This window comes from Streptomyces sp. NPDC107562, from assembly GCF_055657325.1.
Genome location: NZ_JBVKBE010000003.1, coordinates 85,336 through 107,800, shown reverse-complemented (window position 1 = coordinate 107,800; position 22,465 = coordinate 85,336). Strand labels below are relative to the sequence as shown.

Below are 22,465 nucleotides of genomic sequence, written 5' to 3'. Positions count from 1 at the left end.
CCTCCCCGCCGATCAGAGCCGCTCGGCACCCTGGGAGACGGCAAGCGCCGCCCACCGCTCGCCGGTCCCCACCCGTCGACCCGCACCCCGACGACCGGCGGGCGGCTGCCTGAATCGGGGGTTGACATGGCCACACGGAAAATAAGGACACGGGGGCTGGGCACCGCTGCGGCAGCGGGCCTGGGTCTGCTGACAGGAGCCCTCGCCGCGCTGGCCGCGGAACGCCGCACGGCACACGCCATGCGAGCGCGACTCGACCGCCTGGAAGCACAGGTGGCCCATTCGCACCGGCACGCGAACCTCGCGAACCAGCAGCATCTGCACTGGGAGCTGCTCAGCAAGGCGATCGACAGTCCTGAACTGGCAGAGGTGCTGGACATCTTCGAGGCACCGGCGTCACCGCTGGAGCGCAGGCAGTACCTCTTCGCCAATGCCCTTTACACGAACCTCCTCTTCTACTACCGCATCGGCAACCTCAGCCGTGAGGAGGTCTTCGGACGGATGCGCGGCCTGCTGCAGAACCCGGTCGTCCGGGAGTACTGGATCGCGACGCGCGGCCAGCGCGCCACCCTTCCGGAGGACTCGGACGAGGCCGAGTTGGGACGCATGGTGGACGACCTTCTTCGGCAGTTGGAGGAGGCGGACACCGAGGAATGGTGGGTGGTGGGCGAGCCGCCGCCCGAGTAGGAACACGCTCGCGCAGAAATCACACCCTCGGGCCATAACGAACGGGTGAATACGTCAGTTGTCCCAGTCGCCACTGGGGTTGACTCTCGCCTGACCGTGCCGAGTGACCCCACAAGCGTCGCTCACGCTGCCGGACGACGAGTGCACCCACAAGGCGCCTTCGCACCAGCTGCCGTCGTGCACCCCTCTTCAGTCGTGGACCAAAGGGAACAAACAGTGAGTCAGATCATCCGTCGGATCGGTGTACCTCCAAGCCAGCGCGGAAGCACTGGAGGAGGCAATTGCCCTGACATCTTCGAATTGGCCGACGGAAACTTCGCCGTCATCGGCAGGGACGCCACGGACTCACTCGACCCGGATCTACCCTCCGACGCCTCACGGGCCGATTACGAGCGCATCGTCGTCATCACCCGCGAAACCCTTATTCGCGCAAAGCGCGACATTCCTGATGTGTGAGTGAACTATGGACCTCGCCACGATAGCCGCGCTTGTAGGTGCGGCCGGCGGCCTGCTCGCCGGAATCGCAGCAGTGATCAACGCGTTCAAGTCGCGGTCGAGAGACCGGTCTCCGGACCAACCACCACCACCGCAGCCCTAGCCCGGTAACCGCCGGGACCACTGCGTGCAGGTCCGGCACCAGAACGGTGCCGGACCTCGTTCGTTCCGCGGCCGGCCTCACGCCGCCTGCGGCACCTTCACCGGCGCCCCGGGCCCCACGTAGCGTGCCGCCGGGCGGATGATCTTCGAGTCCTGGGACTGTTCCAGGATGTTGGCGCTCCAGCCGACCACGCGGGCCGCGGCAAAGGTCGGGGTGAACATCTCGCGGGGCAGGCCGCAGAGTTCCATGACCACGCCGGCGTAGAACTCGACATTGGTGTGCAGTTCACGGCCGGGTTTGAGTTCGGCGAGGATCGCCTCGACGCGGCGTTCCACCTCCACCGCGAAGTCGACCAGCGGCCCGCCGAACTCCTGGGCGATGCCCCGCAGCATGCGGGAACGCGGGTCCTCCGTGCGGTAGACGGGGTGCCCGAAGCCCATGATGCGGTCGCCGGAGAGGACCCGCTCCCGGATCCAGGGGTCGACACGGTCCACCGTGCCGATGGCGTCCAGGGTGTCCAGCGCCCGGCTCGGGGCACCTCCGTGCAGGGGCCCAGACAGCGCTCCGACCGCACCGACCAGGCACGCGCCCACGTCGGCACCGGTGGACGCGATCACCCGCGCGGTGAAGGTTGACGCATTGAATCCGTGATCAATGGTTGAGATCAGGTATTGCTCGACCGCACGGGCCCGCCGCCGATCCGGTTCCTCGCCCGTCAACATGTACAGGTAGTTCGCCGCGTACGACAGGTCCTCCCGCGGCGGCACCGGCGCGAGCCCTTGACCGAGCCGATGCAGCGCCGTGAGGACGGTCGGCACGGCCGCGGTCGCCACGAGCGCGTCCTCGCGCCGCCGGTCCGCGTCGATGTCGTACAGCGGACGGAAGCCGTGCGCCGCGCCCAGCAGGGACAACGCGGTGCGCAGCCCGGCGAGCGGACCGGAGCGCCCACCGGCCGCCGCGATGGCGGGCAGCGCCGCCGACACCTCGTCGGGCAGCCGCCTCAGCGCGGCGGTCCGGGCGGCGAAGGCCGCCGCGCTCGGGCCGTCCGGCAGCTCTCCGTGCACCAGGAGATGCCAGACGTCCTCGAACGAGCGGGTCTGCGCGAGGTCGACGGCGGAGTACTGCCGGTAGTGGTAGAAGCCCTCAAGACCCCGTACGTCACCGATCTCGGTGTCGGTCACAACGACACCCGCGAGTCCCCGCGGCACGTCGACGGCACTGGATGCGGACCTGTTGACGGACATGTTTTCCTCCCTGGACTTGATGTGACTGTCCATGGTTGACTCAATTGCTGTCAATATTGATTGAATCAATACAGGAGTCAACGTGTCGCCCAGGCCGCTACGGTGACCCCCATGCGCGATCAAGAACCCGGCCCCGTCCCACCGGGCCGGCGACTGAGCACCAAGGAGGCCGCCGAGCTGCTCGGCGTGAAGGCGGAGACGGTGTACGCCTATGTCAGCCGCGGCCAGCTGACCAGCCACCGCACGCCGGGCGGCCGGGGCAGCACGTTCGACGCCGAGGAAGTGGCGGCGCTCGCCCGGCGCAACAGGCGTGAGAGCACCGGGAGTCCCGGCACCGCCACCGAGCTGTCCGTCCGCACCCGCATCACGTTGATCGACGACGACCGGTACTACTTCCGGGGAGTCGACGCGACCGAACTCGCCGCACGCCACAGCTACGAGGAGATCGCCGAGTGGCTGTGGACGGGGCGACTGCGCTCCGGGATCACCTTCGCAGCGCCCCTGGCGTCCGTCGCCGTGGCCCGGCGCGCCGTCGACTCGCTGCCCGAGCACAGCCGACCCACCGACCGGCTGCGCGTCGCCGTGGTCGCCGCCGCCTGCGCGGACCCGCTGCGGTTCGACCTGTCCGAGGACGCCGTCCTCGGCACCGCGCGCGTGCTGATCCCCACGCTCGTCGCCGCCCTCCCGCCGCGCCGCCCCACACAGCGCGACGAGGGCTCCCTGGCCCAGCGCCTGTGGCGACGGCTCAGTCCGCGCGACCCGGACGAGACCTCGCTGCGCGCCCTGGACATGGCGCTCGGCCTGCTCGTCGACCACGACCTCGCCGCCTCGACGCTCGCCGTGCGGGTCGCCGCGTCGGCCCGAGCGCACGCCTACGCGGCCGTCTCCGCCGGGCTCGGCGTGCTGGAGGGCCCCCTGCACGGCGCGGCCAGTGGTCTTGCCCACCGGATGCTCGTGGAGGTCCTCGACCAGGGTGACCCGGCGCCCGTGGTCGCGGACGAGCTCCGGGCCGGCCGCCGCATCCCGGGTCTCGGCCACCAGTTGTACCCGGGGGAGGACCCCCGCGCGCGGGCGCTTTTCGCCGCCCTGGAGGAGATGCCCGACGCCGAGCCGGCCCTGGCCGCCGCCCGCGACGTCGTGGCCATCGCCGCACGGCACACGCCGTTGCACGCGAACGTCGACCTGGCCCTCGCCGTGCTCACCGTGGCCGGCGGCATGCCACCCACCGCGGGCGAGACGATCTTCGCGGTGGCCCGGACCGCGGGCTGGATCGCCCACGCGCTGGAGGAGTACGGCGAACGTCCCCTGCGGATGCGCCCCAGCGGCCAGTACGTCGGCTCGCGACCTCCGCAGCCCCTGCCCGAGTAGGACCGCGCTGCCGACCGGACAGGACCACGGTCGCAACCGCTGCCAAGGCCACAGCCGCTGCCACAGCCGCTGCCGGAACAGGACACGGGGACGTCCGGAAGTCACCCTGGACGAAGTCAGGTTAGGCTCACCTGTGTGAGTAGGTGTGCAACCGTCTCGCGGGACTTCGACGAGCCCGTTTCCGGAACCGCCGCGACCGCCAGGACCTGGCTCCTGGTGGAACAGCCGGGTCCCTGGGGCGCGCGGGCGCTCACGTCGAGCCACCTGGATCCCGCGCTGGGCCGGGCCCTGGAAGCAGCCGCGAAAGGCACAGGCGTACGGGTCGCGCTCATCCGCCGCCCCGGCCGCCACGCCGACTTCGGCACTCCCGCCGTACGCCACGTCTACGCGGCGCACACCCTGCCCGGCAACGCCTGGCTGCGGGCCGCCACCGTCGACGACCCGGAGCGGCTGCTCGACCTCGACCTCACCGCCCTGGGCGCGGGCGACCACCGCTCCTTCGACGCCACGCTGCAGGCCCGCCCCCACACCGGCGCCCCGCTCGCCCTCGTCTGCACCAACGGCAAGCGCGACCGCTGCTGCGCGCTCCTCGGCCGCCCCCTGGCCAACGAACTCGTCGCCTCCGGCATGGGCGGCATCTGGGAGGTCACCCATCTGGGCGGTCATCGCTTCTCCCCGACCGTGCTCGTGCTGCCCCACGGCTACGCGTACGGCCGGGTCGAGGCCCACACCGTCAAGGACGTCCTGGACGGCCTCCAGGAGGGCCGCGTGGTCGCCGAGGGCTGCCGTGGCCGTTCGGCCTGGGAACGGCCCGGCCAGGCGGCGGAGCTGGCCGTGCGGACAGCCGCCGACGAGTACGCGGCGGACGCGCTGAGCGTCGCACGGACGGAGAACGCGGTACGTGTGGACGGTGCGGCAGCGCGCTGGGAGGTGGTCGTCGCCCACACGGACGGACGCCAATGGCGGGTGATCGTCGCCCAGGGAGCGTCGCTCCCCCCGCGCGCGGAGAGCTGCGGTACGTCGGTCCTGGGCTCCCCGGCACGCATGGACGTGGTCGCGGTCCACGCACTCGAGGCCTCGGCACTCGCGAGCTGACCGGCGGCCTTCGGCGCTCCCTGTCGCCCCCGAGGTGAGCCGCGCCACCCCTCTGCGGCACTCCGCGTTCCCCCACGTACCTTCGTGGGTATGCGCCCCACTCCCCCCACCCGACGCCTGCGCCTGGGACTCCCCCGCCGGGTGTTCTCGCAGGTGCTGTTGATGCAGGTGGCGATCGCGGCGGGAGTCGCGGTGCTCGCGACCGGGCTGTTCCTCGCGCCCCTCGGTGACCAGCTCGACGACCAGGCGATGCGGCGCGCGCTCGCCATCGCGCAGACCACCGCGGCGCAACCGCAGCTCGCCGAGGAGCTCCGTGCCACGCCCGCGACGCCCGACGGGCCCGTCCAGCGGGAGGCGGAGCGGATCCGGCGGGCCACGCAGGCGGAGTACGTCGTGGTGCTGGACCGCCGGGGCGTGCGCTGGTCGCACACCGAGCCCTCGCAGGTCGGCAGACACGTCTCCACGGATCCCGGCGACGCGCTCGCCGGACGCGAGGTCATGGAGATCGACGAGGGCACCCTGGGCCGCTCCGCGCGCGGGAAGGTGCCGCTGCGGGACGCGGACGGGCAGATCGTCGGCGCGGTCTCGGTCGGGATCGCCTACGACAGCGTCCGGGCCCTGCTGGTCCACGCCGTCCCGGAGTTGCTGGCGTACGCGGGCGGCGCCCTGGCCGTCGGCGCGCTGGCCGCCTGGTTGATCTCCCGGCGGGTGCAGCGGCAGACCCGGGACCTGGCGTTCTCCGACATCGCGGGGCTGCTCGCGGAGCGTGAGGCGATGCTGCACGGCATCCGGGAGGGCGTCGTCGCGCTGGACCGCACGGGCCGTGTCCGGCTCCTCAACGACGAGGCGCAGCGCCTGCTGGGCATCGGGCACGAGTCCGTGGGCCGTTCCCCCGACGAGGCCCTCGGCGAGGGACGCACGGCCGACGTGCTGGCCGGCCGGGTGCCCGGCACCGATCTGCTCACGGTGCGCGGCCCGCGGGTCCTGGTCGCCAACCGGATGCCCACCGGCGACGGAGGCGCCGTCGCCACCCTGCGCGACCGCACGGAGCTGGAGCAGCTCGGCCGCGAACTGGACTCCACCCGCGGCCTGATCGACGCCCTGCGCGCGCAGGACCACGAGCACGCCAACCGGATGCACACGCTTCTGGGGCTGCTGGAGCTGGAGATGTACGACGACGCGGTCGAGTTCGTGGGCGAGGTGGTCGGTGATCACCGGGCCACCGCGGAGCAGGTCACCGAGCGGATCGAGGACCCGCTGCTCGCCGCGCTGCTGGTCGGCAAGGCCACCGTCGCGGCGGAGCGGGGCGTCGCCCTGCGGTTGTCGGGCCGTACCCGCCTTGCGGACCGGCTGGTCGACGCCCGAGGGCTGGTCACGGTCGTCGGCAACCTGGTGGACAACGCGCTGGACGCCGCGGCGGGCACCCCGCACGCGCGCGTGGAGGTCGAGGTGTACAGCGAGGGCCGGACCGCCGTGCTCGTGGTGAGGGACACCGGTCCCGGAGTCCCGGCGGAGCTACGGGAGTTGATCTTCACGGAGGGCTGGTCCACCAAGGAGCCGCCCGCGCACCGGGAGCGCGGCATAGGCCTCTCCATGGTGCGCAGGCTGGCGGAGCGGCAGGGCGGTTCCGCGACGGCCGGCGAAGCCGCGGGCGGCGGCGCGGAGTTCACCGTCGTCCTGCCCGAGGCGCTGTCCGAACCGGGCGCGGAGCCCGCGCTCCCCGTCCCGTCCGCCCGGCGGGCCGCCGGCAAGGAGGCGTGATGATCGAGGTCCTGGTCGTGGACGACGACACCAGGGTCGCGCGCGTGAACGCCGCGTACGTCGGGAAGGTGCCGGGCTTCCGTGTCGCCGGGGAGGCACACACCGCTGCCGGGGCGCTGCGTCAGCTGGATGCGCTGCCGCGGGTGGACCTGGTGCTGATGGACCACTACCTGCCCGACGGGACGGGTCTCGCGGCGGTGCAGGAGATGCGCCGGCGCGGCCATCAGACCGACGTGATCATGGTGACGGCGGCACGCGACGTCTCGACGGTGCGGGCGGCCATGCGCCAGGGCGCGCTGCAGTACCTCGTGAAACCGTTCGCGTTCGCGGGTCTGCGGGCGAAGCTGGAGGCCTACGCCGCGCTGCGCCGCACCCTGGACGGCGGCGGCGAGGCGGAACAGGCCGAGGTGGACCGCATCTTCGGCGCGCTGTCCGCGACGTCGGAGCCGGATCTGCCCAAGGGGCACTCCCCCACCACCGCCGAGCTCGTACGGCAGGCCCTGATGCACGCGGAAAGCCCTCTGTCCGCCCAGGAGATCGCCGAACGCACCGGGGTGAGCCGCCAGACCGCCCAGCGCTATCTGAAGCTCCTGGAGCGCACGGGGCGGGCCACGCTGACCCTCAAGTACGGCGACGCGGGCCGCCCGGAACACCGTTACACGTGGGCGACCCGCGCCTGACGACCCACCCCTGCGCCTGGCCCCTCAGATGACGACCCGCACCTGAGCCCGTCCCCTCAGATGACGACCCGCACCTGAGCCCCGTCCCGTCCCCTCAGGCGGCTCCCGCGCCCGTCAGCGCCCGCACCTGCGTCTCCGCGTGCTTCGCGGGGTCCGGCGTCTCCGGCGAGGTGACCGTGCCGAGCCAGCCCGCCAGGAAGCCCAGGGGGATCGAGACCAGGCCCGGGTTCTGCAGCGGGAAGTACTGGAAGTCGACGCCGGGGAACAGTGATTCGGGACTGCCCGACACCACGGGTGACAGCGCCACCAGCACCACGGCCGGGATGAGCCCGCCGTACACGGACCACACGGCGCCCCGGGTGGTGAAGCCCCGCCAGAACAGCGAGTAGAGCAGCACGGGAAGGTTGGCCGAGGCGGCGACGGCGAAGGCGAGGCCGACCAGGAAGGCGACGTTGAGGTCCCGTGCGAGCAGCCCGAGGGCGATGGCCACGATGCCGATGCCGACCGCGGCCGTGCGGGCCACGGCCACCTCGCTGCGCGGTGCGGACCTCCGGCGCCGCAACGACGCGTACAGGTCGTGCGCCACGGACGCCGAGGAGGCCAGGGTGATGCCCGCGACCACCGCGAGGATGGTCGCGAACGCGATGGCGGCGACGATCGCGAAGAGCACCGTTCCCCCGGTGGAGCCCGCCCCGCCGCCCAGGTCCAGGGCCAGCAGCGGAACCGCCGTGTTCCCGGCGGCGTTCGACGCGTGGACGGCGTCCGGCCCGACGATGGCCGCCGCGCCGAAACCGAGGACGATCGTCATCAGGTAGAAGCCGCCGATCAGCCCGATCGCCCACACCACCGAGCGCCGGGCCGCCCGTGCGGTGGGGACGGTGTAGAACCGGGACAGGATGTGCGGCAGCCCGGCCGTGCCCAGCACCAGGGCGAGCCCGAGGCTGATGAAGTCGAACCGGGCGGTCCAGTCCCCTCCGTACCTGAGCCCGGGAGCGAGGAACGCCTCCCCGTGGCCGCTGCGCGCGGCCGCGGCGCGCAGCAGTTGGTCGAAGTCCCCGTGGAAGCGCGCCAGGACGAGCACGGTCAGGGCGATCGTGCCGCCCATCAGCAGGACCGCCTTCACGATCTGGATCCAGGTGGTGGCCCGCATCCCTCCCAACGACACGTAGATCACCATCAGCGCGCCGACACCGATGACCGTCCAGGACCGCGCCGCCTCGCTGGTCCCGCCCAGCAGCAGCGCGACCAGGCTGCCCGCCCCCACCATCTGCGCCACCAGGTAGAGAACGGACACGGTGACCGAGGAGGTTCCCGCCGCGATCCGCACGGGCCGCTCCCGCATGCGCGCGGCCACCACGTCGGCGAGGGTGAACCGGCCGCAGTTGCGAACCAGTTCGGCGACCAGCAGCAGGACGACGAGCCAGGCCACCAGGAAGCCCACCGAGTACAGCATCCCGTCGTACCCGAACAGCGCGATGAGTCCGGAGATGCCCAGGAAGGAGGCGGCGGACATGTAGTCGCCGGCGATGGCAAAACCATTCTCCATGGGCGAGAAGAGGCGTCCGCCTACGTAGAACTCCTCCGCCGAACCCTGTCGGTCACGACTCACCCAGGTCGTGATCCCGAGGGTGACGGCGACGAACGCGCTGAACAGCAGGAGGGCCAGCGTCTGGTGATCGCCCGTCACAGGGCACCGCCACGGACGCCGCGCGTCAGTTCCTGGGTGTCCCAGCGCAGTTCGAGCGCGGCCCGGTCCCGGCGCAGCCGGGCGTGCCGCGCGTAGGCCCAGGTGAGCAGGAAGGTGCTGAGGAACTGGCCGAGCCCGGCCAGCATCGCCACGTTGACCGCGCCGACCACGGGCCGCGCCATCAACCCGGGCGCGGTCGTGGCGGCCACGACGTACGCCACGTACCAGAGGAAGAATCCGGTCACCGCGGGGATCACGAACCTCAGGTAGCGGCTGCGCACCTCCTGGAAGGCCGCGCTGCGCTGCACCTCGAGGTAGACGTCGCCGGCGGCCGGGGCTTCTTCGCGCGCGGGGGGCACGGATGCGGCGGGGCCGGCCTGCTCGCCCCAGCCGGAGGCCAGGGAGTCGTACCAGGGGTCGTCGTAGTGCGCGGGGCGACCGTTGCTTGAGGGCATGCCCAAGCATGGACAGAGCGGGAAGATCCCTGACTATTCTTCTTCCCGCTCTTCACCCCATCAGGTGACCGGGGGCGCTGGTGGTCCCCGGTCTGCGCTATGCGTCGATGCGGGACCGGTCCAGGGTCGCCGCCGAGTTGGAGATGAACTCCTTACGGGGCGCGACGTCGTTGCCCATGAGGAGGTCGAAGACCTGCTCCGCGGCATCCAGGTCCGCGAGGTTGATGCGGCGCAGGGTGCGGTGGCGCGGGTCCATGGTGGTCTCGGCCAGCTGGTCGGCGTCCATCTCACCGAGTCCCTTGTAGCGCTGGATCGAGTCCTTGTAGCGGATGCCCTTGCTCTGGAACTCCATGAGCTTGTCGCGCAACTCGCGGTCCGAGTACGTGTAGACGTACTTGTCCTGGCCCTTCTTGGGCTGGACGATCTCGATCCGGTGCAGCGGCGGCACCGCGGCGAACACCCGGCCGGCCTCGACCATGGGGCGCATGTAGCGCTGGAAGAGCGTCAGGAGCAGGCAGCGGATGTGGGAGCCGTCCACATCGGCGTCGGTCATCATGATGATCTTGCCGTAGCGGGCCGCGTCGAGGTCGAAGGTCCGGCCCGAGCCCGACCCTATGACCTGGATGATCGCGCCGCACTCGGCGTTCTTGAGCATGTCCGTGACGGACGACTTCTGGACGTTGAGGATCTTGCCGCGGATCGGCAGCAGCGCCTGGAACTCGGAGTTCCGGGCGAGCTTGGCGGTGCCGAGCGCGGAGTCGCCCTCGACGATGAACAGTTCGCTGCGGTCCACGTCGTCGCTGCGGCAGTCGGCCAGCTTGGCCGGCAGCGACGAGGACTCCAGGGCCGTCTTCCGGCGCTGCGCGTCCTTGTGCTGGCGGGCCGCGATGCGCGTACGGGCCGCAGCGACCGCCTTCTCCAGGACGACCCGGGCCTGTGCGGCGGCGTCCCGCTTCGTGGAGGTCAGGAACGCCTTGAGCTCCCTGGAGATCACGGTGCTCACGATGCGCCGGGCGGCCGAGGTGCCGAGGACCTCCTTGGTCTGGCCCTCGAACTGCGGCTCGGCGAGACGGACGGTCACGACCGCCGTCAGCCCCTCCAGGGCGTCGTCCTTGACGATGTCGTCCTCGGCGACCCGCAGCATCTTCTTGGTGCGGAGCACCTCGTTGAACGTGCTGGTCACGGCCTGTTCGAAGCCCGCGACATGGGTGCCGCCCTTGGGGGTGGCGATGATGTTCACGAATGACTTGAGGGTCGTGTCGTAGCCCGTGCCCCAGCGCAGCGCGACATCGACGTCGAGTTCGCGGGTCACCTGGGTGGGAGTCATCTGACCGTGCTCGTCCAGGACCGGGACGGTCTCCCGGAAGGTGCCCTGGCCAAAGAGCCTCAGGACGTCGCAGACCGGCTTGTCGGTGGCCAGGAACTCGCAGAACTCGCTGATGCCGCCGTCGAAGCGGAAGGACTCCTCGCCCTTGCTGCCGCCCTCGCCGAGGCCGTACTCGTCGCGGACGACGATGGTCAGGCCGGGGACGAGGAACGCGGTCTGGCGGGCCCGCTGGTGCAGGTTGTCCAGGGAGAGCTTGGCGTCCTTGAGGAAGATCTGGCGGTCGGCCCAGTAGCGCACGCGCGTGCCGGTGCGGGTCTTGGGGATCTTCTTGGCCTTGCGCAGGCCGCTGCCGGCCTCGAACTTCGCGTCGGGCCCCAGGGCGGCGAAGGCGCCGGGGACGCCCCGGCGGAAGCTGACGGCGTGGGTGTGGCCGCCGCGGTCGACCTCGACGTCCAGCCGGGCGGACAGGGCGTTCACCACGGAGGCGCCGACACCGTGCAGACCGCCCGACGCGGCGTAGGAGCCGCCGCCGAACTTGCCGCCGGCGTGCAGCTTGGTCATCACGACCTCGACGCCGGACAGACCGGTCTTGGGCTCGACGTCGACCGGGATGCCGCGGCCGTTGTCCCGCACCTCCACCGAGCCGTCGTCGTGCAGGATCACATCGATGTGGTCGCAGTAGCCGCCCAGGGCCTCGTCCACGGAGTTGTCGATGATCTCCCAGAGGCAGTGCATCAGGCCACGGCTGTCCGTCGACCCGATGTACATGCCAGGGCGCTTGCGGACGGCCTCGAGTCCCTCCAGGACGAGCAGGTGCCGCGCGGTGTAGTTGGAACCGTCCCGGTCTGCTCCTGCCAGCAGCGCTGTGGACGGCACGGACGTTTCGGCGGTCACGCGGTTCGCTCCTCGCTGAATTTCATATGGGGCCCATTGGGGTAAGGGCGCGGCTCCGGTAGCCGTTCAGAGGGTACCGAGGCCTGGTAGAGCCGTTGTAACGCCACCCTCGTCCGGAACTCAGACTAGTCCACGGTCGCATGCGTGTTCGATCCCTCGTTGGAGTGAAGCACATATCACGTTCCCTTCGAGGCATGAACCATTTAGGCTCCGGGCACGTCCTCATGAACAACCGGCAAGCCGGCCGGGGAGGATACCGACACCGACAGACTGCGCGAACCCGTAAGACACATAGACACGTAATACGGCACATTCGCCGCCAACCGGCAGCAGACAGCCACCTCGAAGATTTTTTTCGAGGAAACGCCACGAGCGGGAACGTTTTCGGGCTGGTTGGATGTTGACCCTGGTACGACAGCTCGTCGAGCTAGAGAAGAGGCGACGTGACTACTGTTCTGACCCCCGCGAGCCCGCTGACGGCGGCTGATCGCTGCGACCGCTGCGGCGCCCAGGCATACCTGCGCGTCGTGCTGCTCAGCGGCGGAGAGCTGCTCTTCTGCGCGCACCATGGCCGCAAGTTCGAGCCGGAACTCAAGAAGATCGCCGCTGAGATACAGGACGAGACGGAGCGACTCACGGCCGCTCCTGCGACCGCTCCCGAAGATGAGCGCTGACGCCTAGCGTCCACGACGAGCTCCGGTACAGACCGGTGAACGGGCGGCCGCCCTTGCTCAGGGCGGCCGCCCGTCCTCGTCCACTCACTCTCGGCGGTCCTGGCGGAACCACTGTCCGGGCCTCCCCGGCCCAGGGCCCTCCAGACCCCCTCAGGCCCAGGATCTCCGGGCCCCTCAGGGAAGCCGTACGGGCTTCTCGGGCACCTTGCCGCGGCCCTCACCCGGCACGCGGTGCTTCGCTTCCTGGGCAGGCCGGTCCCAGCCCAGTTTCTTGAGGACGTCCGACACCCGCGTGTAGACACCCGGGCTGCCCGGACGTCCGCAGCCGCTGCCCCATGACACCAGGCCGACCAACCGCCCCTCGGCGACCAGGGGCCCTCCGCTGTCCCCCTGACAGGCGTCCCGGCCTCCCACCCGCTGCCCCGCGCACAGCATGGCGTCCGCGCGATACGTGCCGTCGCTACTGCCCGGATACGCCCTCTCGCACAGCGCGTCCGGCAGTACGCGCACGCGTGCGGCCCGCAGGCCGGACGGGTAGTTGCCGGCGCCGGCGATGTCGCCCCAGCCGTAGACCGTGGCGCTCGTCTCGGCCGCGTAGGCGGAGTCGCCCGCCGCGGCCATCGGGATCACCGCTTTCTCCGGAAGCTCCTCGGCGAGCGTGAGGACCGCGAAGTCGCCGGCGTTGCTGATGTTGTCGTACGCGGGATTCACCCATGCCTCACTGACGGAGATCTCCTGCCCCTCGTCCGTGCGCAGGTCGGTGCGGCCCGCGATGACCTTGAGGTCGCGCACCTTGCCCGGCGGTTTCCCCAGGACGTCCTCGCCCAGGCAGTGCGCCGCCGTGAGGACGGTGGTCCGGCCCACCGCGACCGCACCGCAGAACTGGCCCGACCGCGTACCTCCGAACCGGTCACGGCTGGACAGCGCGACCGTGTAGGGACTGTCGGCGGCGTCGATCGGGAAGCCGCCGACGACTATGCCGTCCGAGGCGGCGGGAACGGCGGTGGCCAGGGGTATCGCGGTGGCCGCGGCCGCCAGTACCAGCGGCCGGGTCAGGGCCCGGACAGTGGGACGACGCATGTGTGCTCCTCACTCTGGGAGTTTCGTGAGACACCCAGAGTGATTCAGGCCGCTACGGCGCGCACCCGCTCAGCCCAGCACGAAGGCCCGGCAACCCCTTAGGGTGGCCGGGCCTTCCTGTCGTTCCGCGTTCGAAACCCGCGGACGACCTAGTCGAGGTAGTCGCGCAGCACCTGCGAACGCGACGGGTGGCGCAGCTTCGACATGGTCTTCGACTCGATCTGGCGGATGCGCTCGCGCGTGACGCCGTACACCTTGCCGATCTCGTCGAGGGTCTTCGGCTGACCGTCGGTGAGACCGAAGCGCATCGAGACGACGCCCGCCTCGCGCTCGGACAGGGTGTCGAGCACCGAGTGCAGCTGCTCCTGGAGCAGCGTGAAGCTGACCGCGTCGGCCGGGACGACGGCCTCGGAGTCCTCGATGAGGTCACCGAACTCACTGTCGCCGTCCTCGCCCAGCGGGGTGTGCAGCGAGATCGGCTCACGGCCGTACTTCTGGACCTCGATGACCTTCTCGGGGGTCATGTCGAGTTCCTTGGCCAGCTCCTCCGGGGTGGGCTCGCGGCCCAGGTCCTGGAGCATCTGGCGCTGCACGCGCGCGAGCTTGTTGATGACCTCGACCATGTGCACCGGGATACGGATGGTGCGGGCCTGGTCGGCCATCGCGCGGGTGATCGCCTGACGGATCCACCAGGTGGCGTACGTGGAGAACTTGTAGCCCTTGGTGTAGTCGAACTTCTCGACCGCGCGGATCAGACCCAGGTTGCCCTCCTGGATCAGGTCCAGGAAGAGCATGCCGCGGCCCGTGTAGCGCTTGGCCAGGGAGACCACCAGACGGAGGTTGGCCTCCAGCAGGTGGTTCTTGGCGCGGCGGCCGTCCTCGGCGATGATCTCCAGCTCGCGCTTGAGCTTCGGCGCCAGCTTGTCGGAGTTCGCGAGCTTGTCCTCGGCGAACAGACCGGCCTCGATGCGCTTGGCCAGCTCCACCTCCTGCTCGGCGTTGAGCAGGGGGACCTTGCCGATCTGCTTCAGGTAGTCCTTGACCGGGTCGGCCGTGGCGCCGGCGGCGGCGACCTGCTGAGCGGGCGCGTCGTCCTCGTCCTCGTCGGACAGCACGAACCCGGCGCTCTCGGTGCCCTCGGGCTCCTCGGTGGCCCCCTTGGGCTCCTCCAGCGCCTCCTCTTCGAGGAGCTCGACGTCGTCCTTCTTGCCGTCGGTGGACTTCTTGGGCGCGGCCGTCTTCTTCGCCGCGACCGTCTTCTTCGCGGTCGCCTTCTTGACGGCCGTCTTCTTGGCAGCGGCCTTCTTCGTGGGCGCGGTTTCCTCGGCCGGATCGTCGACGGCGGGCGCGGCCGGGGCAGCACTGGCGGTGGAGGTCTTACGGGCCGCCACCGTCTTCGCTGCGACCGTCTTGGTGGCGGTGCGCTTGGCCGGACTCTTCGCTGCGACGCTCTTGCGGGTGCGCTTGGGTTCTGCAGCACTGACCATCAGCGTCACACCCTCTTCCTCGAGGATCTGGTTGAGGCTGCGCAGTACGTTCTTCCACTGAGTGGCCGGAATCTGGTCAGCTTCGAAGGCCCGACGCACGTCGTCGCCGGCGATCTGCCCCTCAGCCTTTCCCCGCTCGATGAGCGCCATGACAGAGACGGACTCGGCGATCTCCGGCGGGAGCGTACGGGATGTGCTGGCCGACACGAACAACCTCTCGGAACGTTGGAAAACGACTTCCGGCCCCGTCCACGGCGGACAGGAGCCGACCGCCGGCTTGGGGATGGGCCGACGGCGCGGGCGGGTGCCGGGAGGAACCACAACGCCGTGTCCGGCGTCCGTGTTCCCTTCTCGGCTGTCACCTCTTAGGTCATCGCGCTGTTTCCACGAGTGTTACGCCCAATCTGCGTGGCCCGAGTCACACCCCGTAAGCGCTCAAAAACGGTCAGACACGGTCAGAGGGGGTCACCGGGAGCTCTGATTCGTTCCGTTCGGAACGTCCTGCGGGCCCACGTCGGCCCACCGTCCGTCTACCCACCATCCGTCCGCCCAGCCATCCGCGCGCCTCGCCCGTCCCGTCCGTCCACCCGTTCACCCGACTGCCCCTCCGCCCGCCCGTCCGGCTGCCCGTCCAGCGCGTCGCGTCGTCGGACCCCGCAGATCTTGGGGAAACCTGCGGGGTCCGAGGGGGACGCACTGCACGTCCGGCCGAGCGTTACCGGGGAAGCCCAGCGGCACCGGGGAGGAGGACACCTCGGACACCTACCGGCCGCGGCACACCGCGGTCCGCGGTCAGTGCTCGCGCGGTGCGGGCACCACGCGCTCCACCTCGGGGTGGACGGTCAGCAGTTGGCGCATGGCCGCCTCGGCGGCCCCGCCGTCACCCGCCGCGAGGGCGTCGGCGATCCGGGCGTGATGCGCGAGGGACGTCTCGTTCGGCCTGTCACAACCGGTCACCGGGCCACCCGAGACCTGGAGGGCGGCGGACACGATGCCGGAGAGGTGCTCCAGCATGCGGTTGCCCGCGACCTGGATGAGCAGCGAGTGGAACTCGGCGTCGGCGCGCGAGAAGGTGATCGCGTCGCCCTGCCCCATCGCGTGCCCCATGATCTCGACCATGTCGGACAGCCGCTGCTGGACGTCCTCACGGCCGTGGCCGGCGGCCAGGCGGGCAGCGAGCGGTTCGATGGTCCAGCGCAGCTCACTCAGTTCGCGGCGCTGGTCGTCACGCTGCGGACCGAACGCCCGCCATTCGATGATGTCGGGGTCGAGCAGGTTCCAGTCACTGACGGGACGCACGCGCGTGCCGACGTTCGGGCGGGCACTGACCAGGCCCTTGGCCTCCAGGACGCGAAGCGACTCGCGGACGACGGTGCGGGAGACCTCGAAGCGCTGGCCGATCTCCTCGGGAACCAGGGGGCGGTCCGCCCCCAGGTCGCCGGAGACGATCATCTGTCCCAGCTGCTGCACGAGTTGGCCGTGCAGGCCGCGGCCGCGGCTGCCCGCGGCGCGGCGGCCCACACGGCCCAGCTCGGGGTCCGCGCCCTCCCAGACGGGGGCGCTCACACGGTCGGGGCCGTGGGCCTCGGCGTAGGGGTAGCGGTCGAGTTCGCCCGGACCGACGAGACCGGAGTCGGTGGAACGGGCGGAGGTCATCATGGTGTGCGCAAGGGTACTCACGAGTCCTTTGTCGGCGCTGTCTCCAACTCCCTTGAGGTCTTTGGTGAAAAGCACACGAAAGGGTGATCGCTCACCCCGTCGCAATTGACGCCTTATCGGAAAGAAATGGGCTTTCCCGAGGGAGTTGTGCGCAGCACCGGATCGGAAGGGCACGGAGGGTAGTCAGAAGCCTGTCATCGGACCCTGCTGCGCAGGGTCGTGTACAGATACGCGCAGAGCAGCGCGGTGAGCGACAACGTCAGCGCGCTGCCGACGGGTTGGGCGACGACCCGCGCCGCGGCCTCCAGATATCGCTCCCCGCCGAACGGCCACTGCAGCAGAAACATCTGCCTCATCCGCATCGGCAGCCCCGCGGCGGCTCGCACGGATGATCCCTCGACGACCTTCTGTACGAGCGGTACGACGAGGACCGGTACGGCGAGAACGGCGGCCAGCCCGGCCGTGGTGGACCGGAAGACACCGGCCGCCAGCACGCCCGCCCAGGCGCACCCGACCATGAGCCCGAACCAACTCGCGCTCAGCGACAGCCAGTCGCCGGGAATCTGCGCGAGGTCCTGCCCGTAGACGAGATAGAGCACCTCGGCGTCGCAGCCCACCGTGAGGACGGCCAGGGCGAGCGCGGTGGCCGCGGAGACGAGGAGCTTGGCGGTGAGCAGCCCGAGGCGACGGGGGACGGTGCCCCGGTCCGCCGCCAGGGCGGGGTGGCGGAACTCCTCCCCGAAGGCCAGCGCCCCCAGCAGGCCCGCACCGAGCGCGGCGGGCGGCAACGGCAGCTGTTGCGGCCACGCGGCGAGCAGGCGCGCCTGCGGGGTGTGCCCGATTCGCGCGAGCACGAGGGCGGTGAGCGCAGACACGACCAGCACGGCGGCGCTGGTGACGAATCCGGTGCTGATGCCGGTGGCCCGGCGCAGTTCGTAGCGGAGGGGGCGGAGGGGGGTGGGTGCGGGGTGGACGGAGATGGGGGGTGGGAGCGCGGGCAGGGATTCGGTGGCGCGGGTCCTGTCGTCGGGGGTGACGCGATCGGGGGACGGGGCGCGATCGGAGGCCGGGGGGCGATCGGGGGACGGGGCGCCATCGGAGGACGTGCCGGTGAGGGGCTTGCCGTCGGGGGGCTCGCGGTCAGAGACCGTGCGGTCGAAGTTCTCGCCGTCGGGGGTGGTGTGGCTGGCTGATGTGTCGTGCTCCGCGAGGGCGATGCGACCGGCCAGGGGTGCGCGGTCCGGAGCAGAGGCCGGGGCGGCCTGAGGGTTGCCGGCCGCGACGGAGTTGCCCGGCGTGGTGGGGCGTGGGCCGTCCGCCTCTGCGGGGACGTTCTGCTCCGAGGCGAGTGGCGCGGCCGTGGGCGGGGTGTCGAGCGAGGCCGGCGTCGACCGTGGGGTGGGTTTGCCGGCGGCCTCGTCGGTCGCCTCTCCGCCGGTGGCCGCCTTGCCGTTGGCGGGCCTGCCGGTGGTGGCCTTGCCGGCTGCGGCCCCTCCGACGGCCTCTCTGTCGACCGCTCCCTGTGTCGCAGCCGCGTCCTTGTGGGACCCGCTGTCGCTCTGGCGCGGCAGGCCCGCTCCCGAGCGACGCGGATCCGTTTCGGGCCCCTCCTCGGCCTGGGACCGCTCAAGTTGCGCCCGCGTCCGCTCCGCGTGCTGCGGTTCCGCGGACGTCTTCCCCGTCCCGGCCCCCGGCCCCATGTCCCCCACCTCGTCGGCGAGTTTGAGCACGAGGACGCTGTGGCGGAACGCCGCCTCGCCGACGTCGGCGCAGGTACTGCCGTACACGGAGAGGCGGTTGCCGCTCTCCATGACGACCTCGACGGAGCGGTGCGCGGTGCGGGCCTCCTTGGTGAGGACGGCCGCGAGGCGGGCGGCGTGCGGGCTGTGGACGACGACGCGCGGCCGCAGCCGGGTGCGGGCGAACTCCTTGGCCTCCTGGTCCGCGACGACCCTGCCCCGTTCCAGGGTGACGACGCGGTCGGCGGTGCGGGCTGCCTCCTTGGGGTCGGACGTGGTGACCAGGACCGTGCCGCCCTGCGCGGCGTGGGCGCGCAGCATGCCGTACAGCCAGTGGCTCTCCCGGGTCGAGAGCCCGGCCGCGGATTCGTCCAGGACGAGCGTGTGGGGGTCGGGCAACAGCGCGCAGGCCAGACCCATGCGGCGGTCCATCCCGCGCGAGAGGGTGCCGAGGCACTCGTCACGGAGGCTGACGAGGCCCACCACTTCCAGGACCTCGTCGGCCCGGCGGGCGGAGATGCCCGCGGCGGCGCACAGCATGCGCAGATGCCCCCGAACCGTCCGGCCGGGGTGCCCCGGCACGTCGCCCAGCAGGACGCCGACCTCGTGGGACGGGTGGTCGATGCGGTGCAGGGGGCGACCCCTGAAGTAGGTAATGCCGCGGCCCGGTTGGAGTTCGAGCATCAGCCTGAGGGCCGTCGTCTTGCCTGCACCCGGATCCCCGAGCAGCGCGGTGACGCGGCCCGCGGGCGCTTCGAAGGAGACGTCGTCGACGGCAGGCGGAAGGTCCTTGCGGGAGTTGCTGGTCAATCCGAAGGCCTGGATCACCCGTAGCAAGATAGCGTGCTATGTCCGTTTTTTCGGGTACCTAACACGTGGCCCCGCGGAGCGCGACCGGACGCCCCGTGCCCGACGCGGGCGCGGTCACACCTCCGGGCGCAGCATCGGCGGGTTCAGGAGCGTCGCCCCGCCCGCGCGGAAGAGCTGTGCGGGTCGGCCGCCCTGCCGGGTCGTGGTACCGCCCGTGGGCACCAGGAAGCCCGGCGTGCCCGTCACCTTGCGGTGGAAGTTCCGCGGGTCCAGCGCCACCCCCCAGACCGCCTCGTACACGCGGCGCAGCTCCCCCACGGTGAACTCCTGCGGGCAGAACGCCGTGGCCAGCGAGGAGTACTCGATCTTGGAACGGGCGCGCTCCACCCCGTCCGCGAGGATCTGCGCGTGGTCGAAGGCCAGCGGCATCACGGGCTCGCCGTCCCGGCCGTAGCCGCCCTGTTGCAGCAGTTCCTCGACCGGCGCCCAGCGCGCGTTGCTGGCGTCGCCGCCCGCACGCGGGGCCGGCAGGTCGGGGGCGAGGGCCAGATGCGCGACGCTGACGACGCGCATGCGGGGGTCCCGCTTGGGGTCGCCGTAGGTGGCGAGCTGCTCCAGGTGCGCGCCGTTGTCCTGGGTGGGGACGGCGGGGTCGTGCACACAGAGCCCGGTCTCCTCGACCAGTTCGCGCGCCGCGGCCTGGGAGAGGTCCTCGTCGTCCCGCACGAAGCCTCCCGGGAGCGCCCAGCGCCCCTGGAACGGCTGCTCGCCCCTGCGCACGGCCAGCGCGCACAGCGCATGGCGACGCACGGTCAGCACGACCAGGTCCACGGTCACGGCGAAGGGCGGGAAGGCTGACGGGTCGTAGGGCATGCCGCGATCATAGTCGTCTGCCTGACGATAAACACTCCCCTCGTCGCCTCCGTCGGCAGCCGTTCCGCGTCCTGGCGGTGCGGCTTTCACCTGCGGCTCCCGGCTGTCGCCCCGCACTCGTGGACCTGCTCGACCGAGCCTTCGCCCCGCTGTGGCGTCACACCCCGAGCTGCAGTCCCTCCGCGGCCTCCTCCACCATGGCGAGGCCCAGTCGGCTGACCCGTACGGAGAAGGGTGCGCCTGCGACCCGTAATCCGTTCAGGGTGAGCTCTCCCAGGGGCGCGCTGCGCACGGGACGCAGCGTGACCGTGCCGGCAGGAGCGTCCGGACGCATGCCGGCGAGGGTGGTGAGCAGCAGGATCCCGGCGGCGGCCGTGGTGGCGGCGGGACGACAGGCCGCCGGGTGGGGAAGCGGGGCACTCCCGTCGCCGCGCGGCTCGCCCGCGTACATCTCCGGCAGCCGGTGTTCGAATGCCACGGCTGCCGCCAGGACCCCCCGCAGCAGCGCACTCGCCTCCTTCTCGTACCCGGCGGCAGCCAGCCCCGCGACCGCTGTCGCGGTCTCCTGGACCCGTACGGCACCACTGCGGTGACCGAAGGGGTTGTAGCCCGTCTCCTTGACGCCCAGGCCCCGCAGTCCCCACCCCGAGTCCATCGCCGGACTGCCCAGAAGCCGGGCGACCTGGTCGGCCTGCGTCCGGTCGAGCAGCCCCTGCGCCAGTTCGCCCCCGCCCAGCAGTCCGGTGTCGAGCAGGTGGACGACGGTCGCCCCGAGGTGCGGCACGAGGCGACCGTCGCGGGAACGGGCCGCCGCCGGTCGCCCGCCTCCCGGGTCCTCGATCCAGAAGCCGGTCCTGAACGCGGACCTCAGTTCCCCCGCCCACTCCCTCAGTCCGGCGCCCCCCGGCCTGCCGCAGGCGTCGAGGAGATCGGCGCCAAGCAGCGCCGCGCGATGGGCATGGGCCTGTGTCTCGCACCGGACGGGGCCACCGGGCTGCGGGTCGCACACGTACGTGCCGTCGCCCACCGCCGTCCGCAACCAGGTGAGGCAGCGCTCGGCGGCCGGCAGCAGTTCCTCCACCTCGTGCTCCGGCATCCCCCATCGGCGGGCCTCCGCGAGGAGCACCGGGAACAGCAGCGTGGCCTCGGTGCCCGTGCAGGCGGGCGGCAGATGACCGCCGGCGTCCCGGCGCGGCCCGGGGATCATGCCGGACTGCTGCCCGGGACCGGCCAGTTGGGTCCGGGCGAGCGTGCGCAGCGTGCCCGTGGCGAGACGGGTTCCGAGTGGCAGTGCCATCCTCGCGGCCGCGAGGGCGTCGGCCGGCGCGAGGCCGCAGCGCCAGGGTGCGCCGGCGGCGAGGTACACGTCCGCCGGATGCGTGGGATCGCGCAGCAGCAGCGCGTGCAGGTCGTCGACGCAGGTCCGCAGGAACGGCTGCACGCGGGGGTCGTCGCCCGACACCGCCGCCCGGGCGAACGGACTCGCCGCCGAACGGCCGACCGCGCGGGTGGGTCCCGCGCCGGTCGTGCGCACTCTCAGCTCCAGGGTCGTGCTGCCGCCCGGGGCCAGTTCGACCTCCCAGCGCAGCAGGCCCGCCGAGGCCAGCGCGTCGGTGGGCGGCGGGTCCGCCGTGACCGAAGAGGTCTCCTTCCCGTCGGTCCAGCGCAGACCCGCGTCATGAACGCTGGCGGGCACCTCCGGCCCCGCGTTTCCGGAGGCGATGGCACCCAGGGTGGCGAGGTCCGTCCCCAGGGCGACCTCGACGGGCAGGCGCAGGGGGCGGGAAGCCGCGCTGCGCAGGGTGATCCGCTCCGTGCCGTCGGCGCACCGGGTGCGCTCGACCATGACGTCCGGGTCCGGTCCGGAGTGCGGCGAGGCACGCAGCGTGCCGACGAAGCGCGCGCGATCGGCGCCCGTCGTCCGGGCCTGCACCGCGAGTGGTTCGCGTCCGGCCACGCGGACCTGGCACCGGGAGAGCAGCCGCCGGCCCGCGCGATAGAAGCCTTCCAGCCCCTCCCCCGTCAACTGCCCCTGCCCGGTGGAGATGACGAGGCCCGGAAGGGCGACGCAGACCATGACGGTGTGGGTGGGCGGCAGGTCGCCGGGGCGGGGTGGGAGCGGGGACGCGGGGCGGAGCCGGGTCGGTGACACCGCCGGGACCTCCCCCTTGGGCCTGGCTGAAGGTGCCACGTCCTGACTTGCCGCGCGAGACGGGGGTCCCCCGCCGTTCATGGAGGACTCCCGGTGGCCGAGACCGTCGGTCCGCTGCGGCGGGCCGGTGCCCGGGCCGGACCGTGGCGTATGCCGGCCGCGGATCGCGCGATCGCCGGAGGGCGGAGTCGTCTG

Annotated in this window: 17 protein-coding genes; 7 read left to right on the top strand and 10 right to left on the bottom strand. The window is 71.6% G+C overall.

Translation table 11 applies throughout. From position 1 onward, the window contains the following. Positions 1-126 precede the first annotated feature (126 nt). Positions 127-687: a DUF6082 family protein gene (locus ACZ7LV_RS10840; protein WP_471937958.1), complete on the top strand. Its 561-nt coding sequence runs from the start codon at positions 127-129 to the stop codon at positions 685-687. Positions 688-903: 216 nt separating this feature from the next. Continuing rightward, positions 904-1,143, top strand: coding sequence for a hypothetical protein (locus tag ACZ7LV_RS10835; protein ID WP_365446107.1), 240 nt, complete (start codon positions 904-906; stop codon positions 1,141-1,143). Positions 1,144-1,362: 219 nt separating this feature from the next. Here the strand turns inward: ACZ7LV_RS10835 and ACZ7LV_RS10830 are convergent, their stop codons facing one another. Then, positions 1,363-2,529: a citrate synthase/methylcitrate synthase gene (locus tag ACZ7LV_RS10830; RefSeq protein WP_471937956.1), complete on the bottom strand. Its 1,167-nt coding sequence runs from the start codon at positions 2,527-2,529 to the stop codon at positions 1,363-1,365. Between the two features lie 111 nt (positions 2,530-2,640). On the opposite strand from ACZ7LV_RS10830, the gene ACZ7LV_RS10825 reads away from it, so the two are divergent. The 4 genes from ACZ7LV_RS10825 to ACZ7LV_RS10810 all read left to right on the top strand — a co-directional run bounded on the left by ACZ7LV_RS10825 (position 2,641) and on the right by ACZ7LV_RS10810 (position 7,433). Then, positions 2,641-3,897 (top strand): citrate/2-methylcitrate synthase, encoded by a 1,257-nt coding sequence (locus tag ACZ7LV_RS10825; protein ID WP_471937954.1) that lies wholly within the window; start codon positions 2,641-2,643, stop codon positions 3,895-3,897. A gap of 135 nt (positions 3,898-4,032) precedes the next feature. After that, positions 4,033-4,992, top strand: coding sequence for a sucrase ferredoxin (locus ACZ7LV_RS10820; protein WP_471937952.1), 960 nt, complete (start codon positions 4,033-4,035; stop codon positions 4,990-4,992). Between the two features lie 90 nt (positions 4,993-5,082). Further along, a complete protein-coding gene (locus ACZ7LV_RS10815; RefSeq protein WP_471937950.1) occupies positions 5,083-6,753 on the top strand; it encodes an ATP-binding protein in 1,671 nt (556 codons plus the stop codon). Further along, entirely contained in the window at positions 6,753-7,433 is a 681-nt protein-coding gene (locus ACZ7LV_RS10810; RefSeq protein ID WP_471937948.1) for a response regulator, read from the top strand. Before ACZ7LV_RS10815 ends, ACZ7LV_RS10810 begins: the two co-directional genes overlap by 1 nt. A 94-nt stretch (positions 7,434-7,527) precedes the next feature. On the opposite strand, the gene ACZ7LV_RS10805 is transcribed toward ACZ7LV_RS10810, so the two are convergent. The 3 genes from ACZ7LV_RS10805 to ACZ7LV_RS10795 all read right to left on the bottom strand — a co-directional run bounded on the left by ACZ7LV_RS10805 (position 7,528) and on the right by ACZ7LV_RS10795 (position 11,796). Next, on the bottom strand, positions 7,528-9,120 hold the full coding sequence (locus ACZ7LV_RS10805) for a solute symporter family protein (protein WP_471937946.1): 1,593 nt from the start codon (positions 9,118-9,120) through the stop codon (positions 7,528-7,530). After that, on the bottom strand, positions 9,117-9,575 hold the full coding sequence (locus ACZ7LV_RS10800; protein ID WP_471937944.1) for a DUF485 domain-containing protein: 459 nt from the start codon (positions 9,573-9,575) through the stop codon (positions 9,117-9,119). Before ACZ7LV_RS10800 ends, ACZ7LV_RS10805 begins: the two co-directional genes overlap by 4 nt. A 97-nt stretch (positions 9,576-9,672) precedes the next feature. Beyond that, complete coding sequence (locus tag ACZ7LV_RS10795) at positions 9,673-11,796, bottom strand: DNA gyrase/topoisomerase IV subunit B (protein WP_471937942.1); 2,124 nt, start codon at positions 11,794-11,796, stop codon at positions 9,673-9,675. Positions 11,797-12,239: 443 nt separating this feature from the next. Between ACZ7LV_RS10795 and ACZ7LV_RS10790 the strand changes: the two genes are divergently transcribed. Beyond that, positions 12,240-12,470, top strand: coding sequence for a DUF7455 domain-containing protein (locus tag ACZ7LV_RS10790; protein ID WP_401678502.1), 231 nt, complete (start codon positions 12,240-12,242; stop codon positions 12,468-12,470). A 174-nt stretch (positions 12,471-12,644) separates the two neighbouring features. Here ACZ7LV_RS10790 and ACZ7LV_RS10785 read toward each other — a convergent pair whose 3' ends face one another. From ACZ7LV_RS10785 to ACZ7LV_RS10760, 6 genes are all read right to left on the bottom strand, one after another. Next, positions 12,645-13,550, bottom strand: a complete 906-nt coding sequence (locus ACZ7LV_RS10785) for a S1 family peptidase (protein ID WP_471937940.1) — start codon at positions 13,548-13,550, stop codon at positions 12,645-12,647. 149 nt (positions 13,551-13,699) lie between these two features. Then, entirely contained in the window at positions 13,700-15,244 is a 1,545-nt protein-coding gene (locus ACZ7LV_RS10780; protein ID WP_471937938.1) for an RNA polymerase sigma factor, read from the bottom strand. A 585-nt stretch (positions 15,245-15,829) separates the two neighbouring features. Next, complete coding sequence (locus tag ACZ7LV_RS10775; protein WP_401678494.1) at positions 15,830-16,717, bottom strand: FadR/GntR family transcriptional regulator; 888 nt, start codon at positions 16,715-16,717, stop codon at positions 15,830-15,832. 173 nt (positions 16,718-16,890) lie between these two features. Next, positions 16,891-19,263, bottom strand: coding sequence for an ABC transporter ATP-binding protein (locus ACZ7LV_RS10770; protein ID WP_471937935.1), 2,373 nt, complete (start codon positions 19,261-19,263; stop codon positions 16,891-16,893). 96 nt (positions 19,264-19,359) lie between these two features. Next, entirely contained in the window at positions 19,360-20,118 is a 759-nt protein-coding gene (locus ACZ7LV_RS10765; protein WP_471937933.1) for an NUDIX hydrolase, read from the bottom strand. 157 nt (positions 20,119-20,275) lie between these two features. Further along, a complete protein-coding gene (locus ACZ7LV_RS10760) occupies positions 20,276-22,195 on the bottom strand; it encodes a glycogen debranching N-terminal domain-containing protein (protein ID WP_471939171.1) in 1,920 nt (639 codons plus the stop codon). Positions 22,196-22,465: the final 270 nt, after the last annotated feature.

Coding starts and splice junctions, on each gene's coding strand:
- ACZ7LV_RS10840 (WP_471937958.1), top strand. CDS start 127: ATGGCCACACGGAAAATAAGGACACGGGGGCTGGGCACCGCTGCGGCA.
- ACZ7LV_RS10830 (WP_471937956.1), bottom strand. CDS start 2,529: ATGTCCGTCAACAGGTCCGCATCCAGTGCCGTCGACGTGCCGCGGGGA.
- ACZ7LV_RS10825 (WP_471937954.1), top strand. CDS start 2,641: ATGCGCGATCAAGAACCCGGCCCCGTCCCACCGGGCCGGCGACTGAGC.
- ACZ7LV_RS10815 (WP_471937950.1), top strand. CDS start 5,083: ATGCGCCCCACTCCCCCCACCCGACGCCTGCGCCTGGGACTCCCCCGC.
- ACZ7LV_RS10810 (WP_471937948.1), top strand. CDS start 6,753: ATGATCGAGGTCCTGGTCGTGGACGACGACACCAGGGTCGCGCGCGTG.
- ACZ7LV_RS10800 (WP_471937944.1), bottom strand. CDS start 9,575: ATGCCCTCAAGCAACGGTCGCCCCGCGCACTACGACGACCCCTGGTAC.
- ACZ7LV_RS10785 (WP_471937940.1), bottom strand. CDS start 13,550: ATGCGTCGTCCCACTGTCCGGGCCCTGACCCGGCCGCTGGTACTGGCG.
- ACZ7LV_RS10765 (WP_471937933.1), bottom strand. CDS start 20,118: ATGCCCTACGACCCGTCAGCCTTCCCGCCCTTCGCCGTGACCGTGGAC.
- ACZ7LV_RS10760 (WP_471939171.1), bottom strand. CDS start 22,195: ATGGTCTGCGTCGCCCTTCCGGGCCTCGTCATCTCCACCGGGCAGGGG.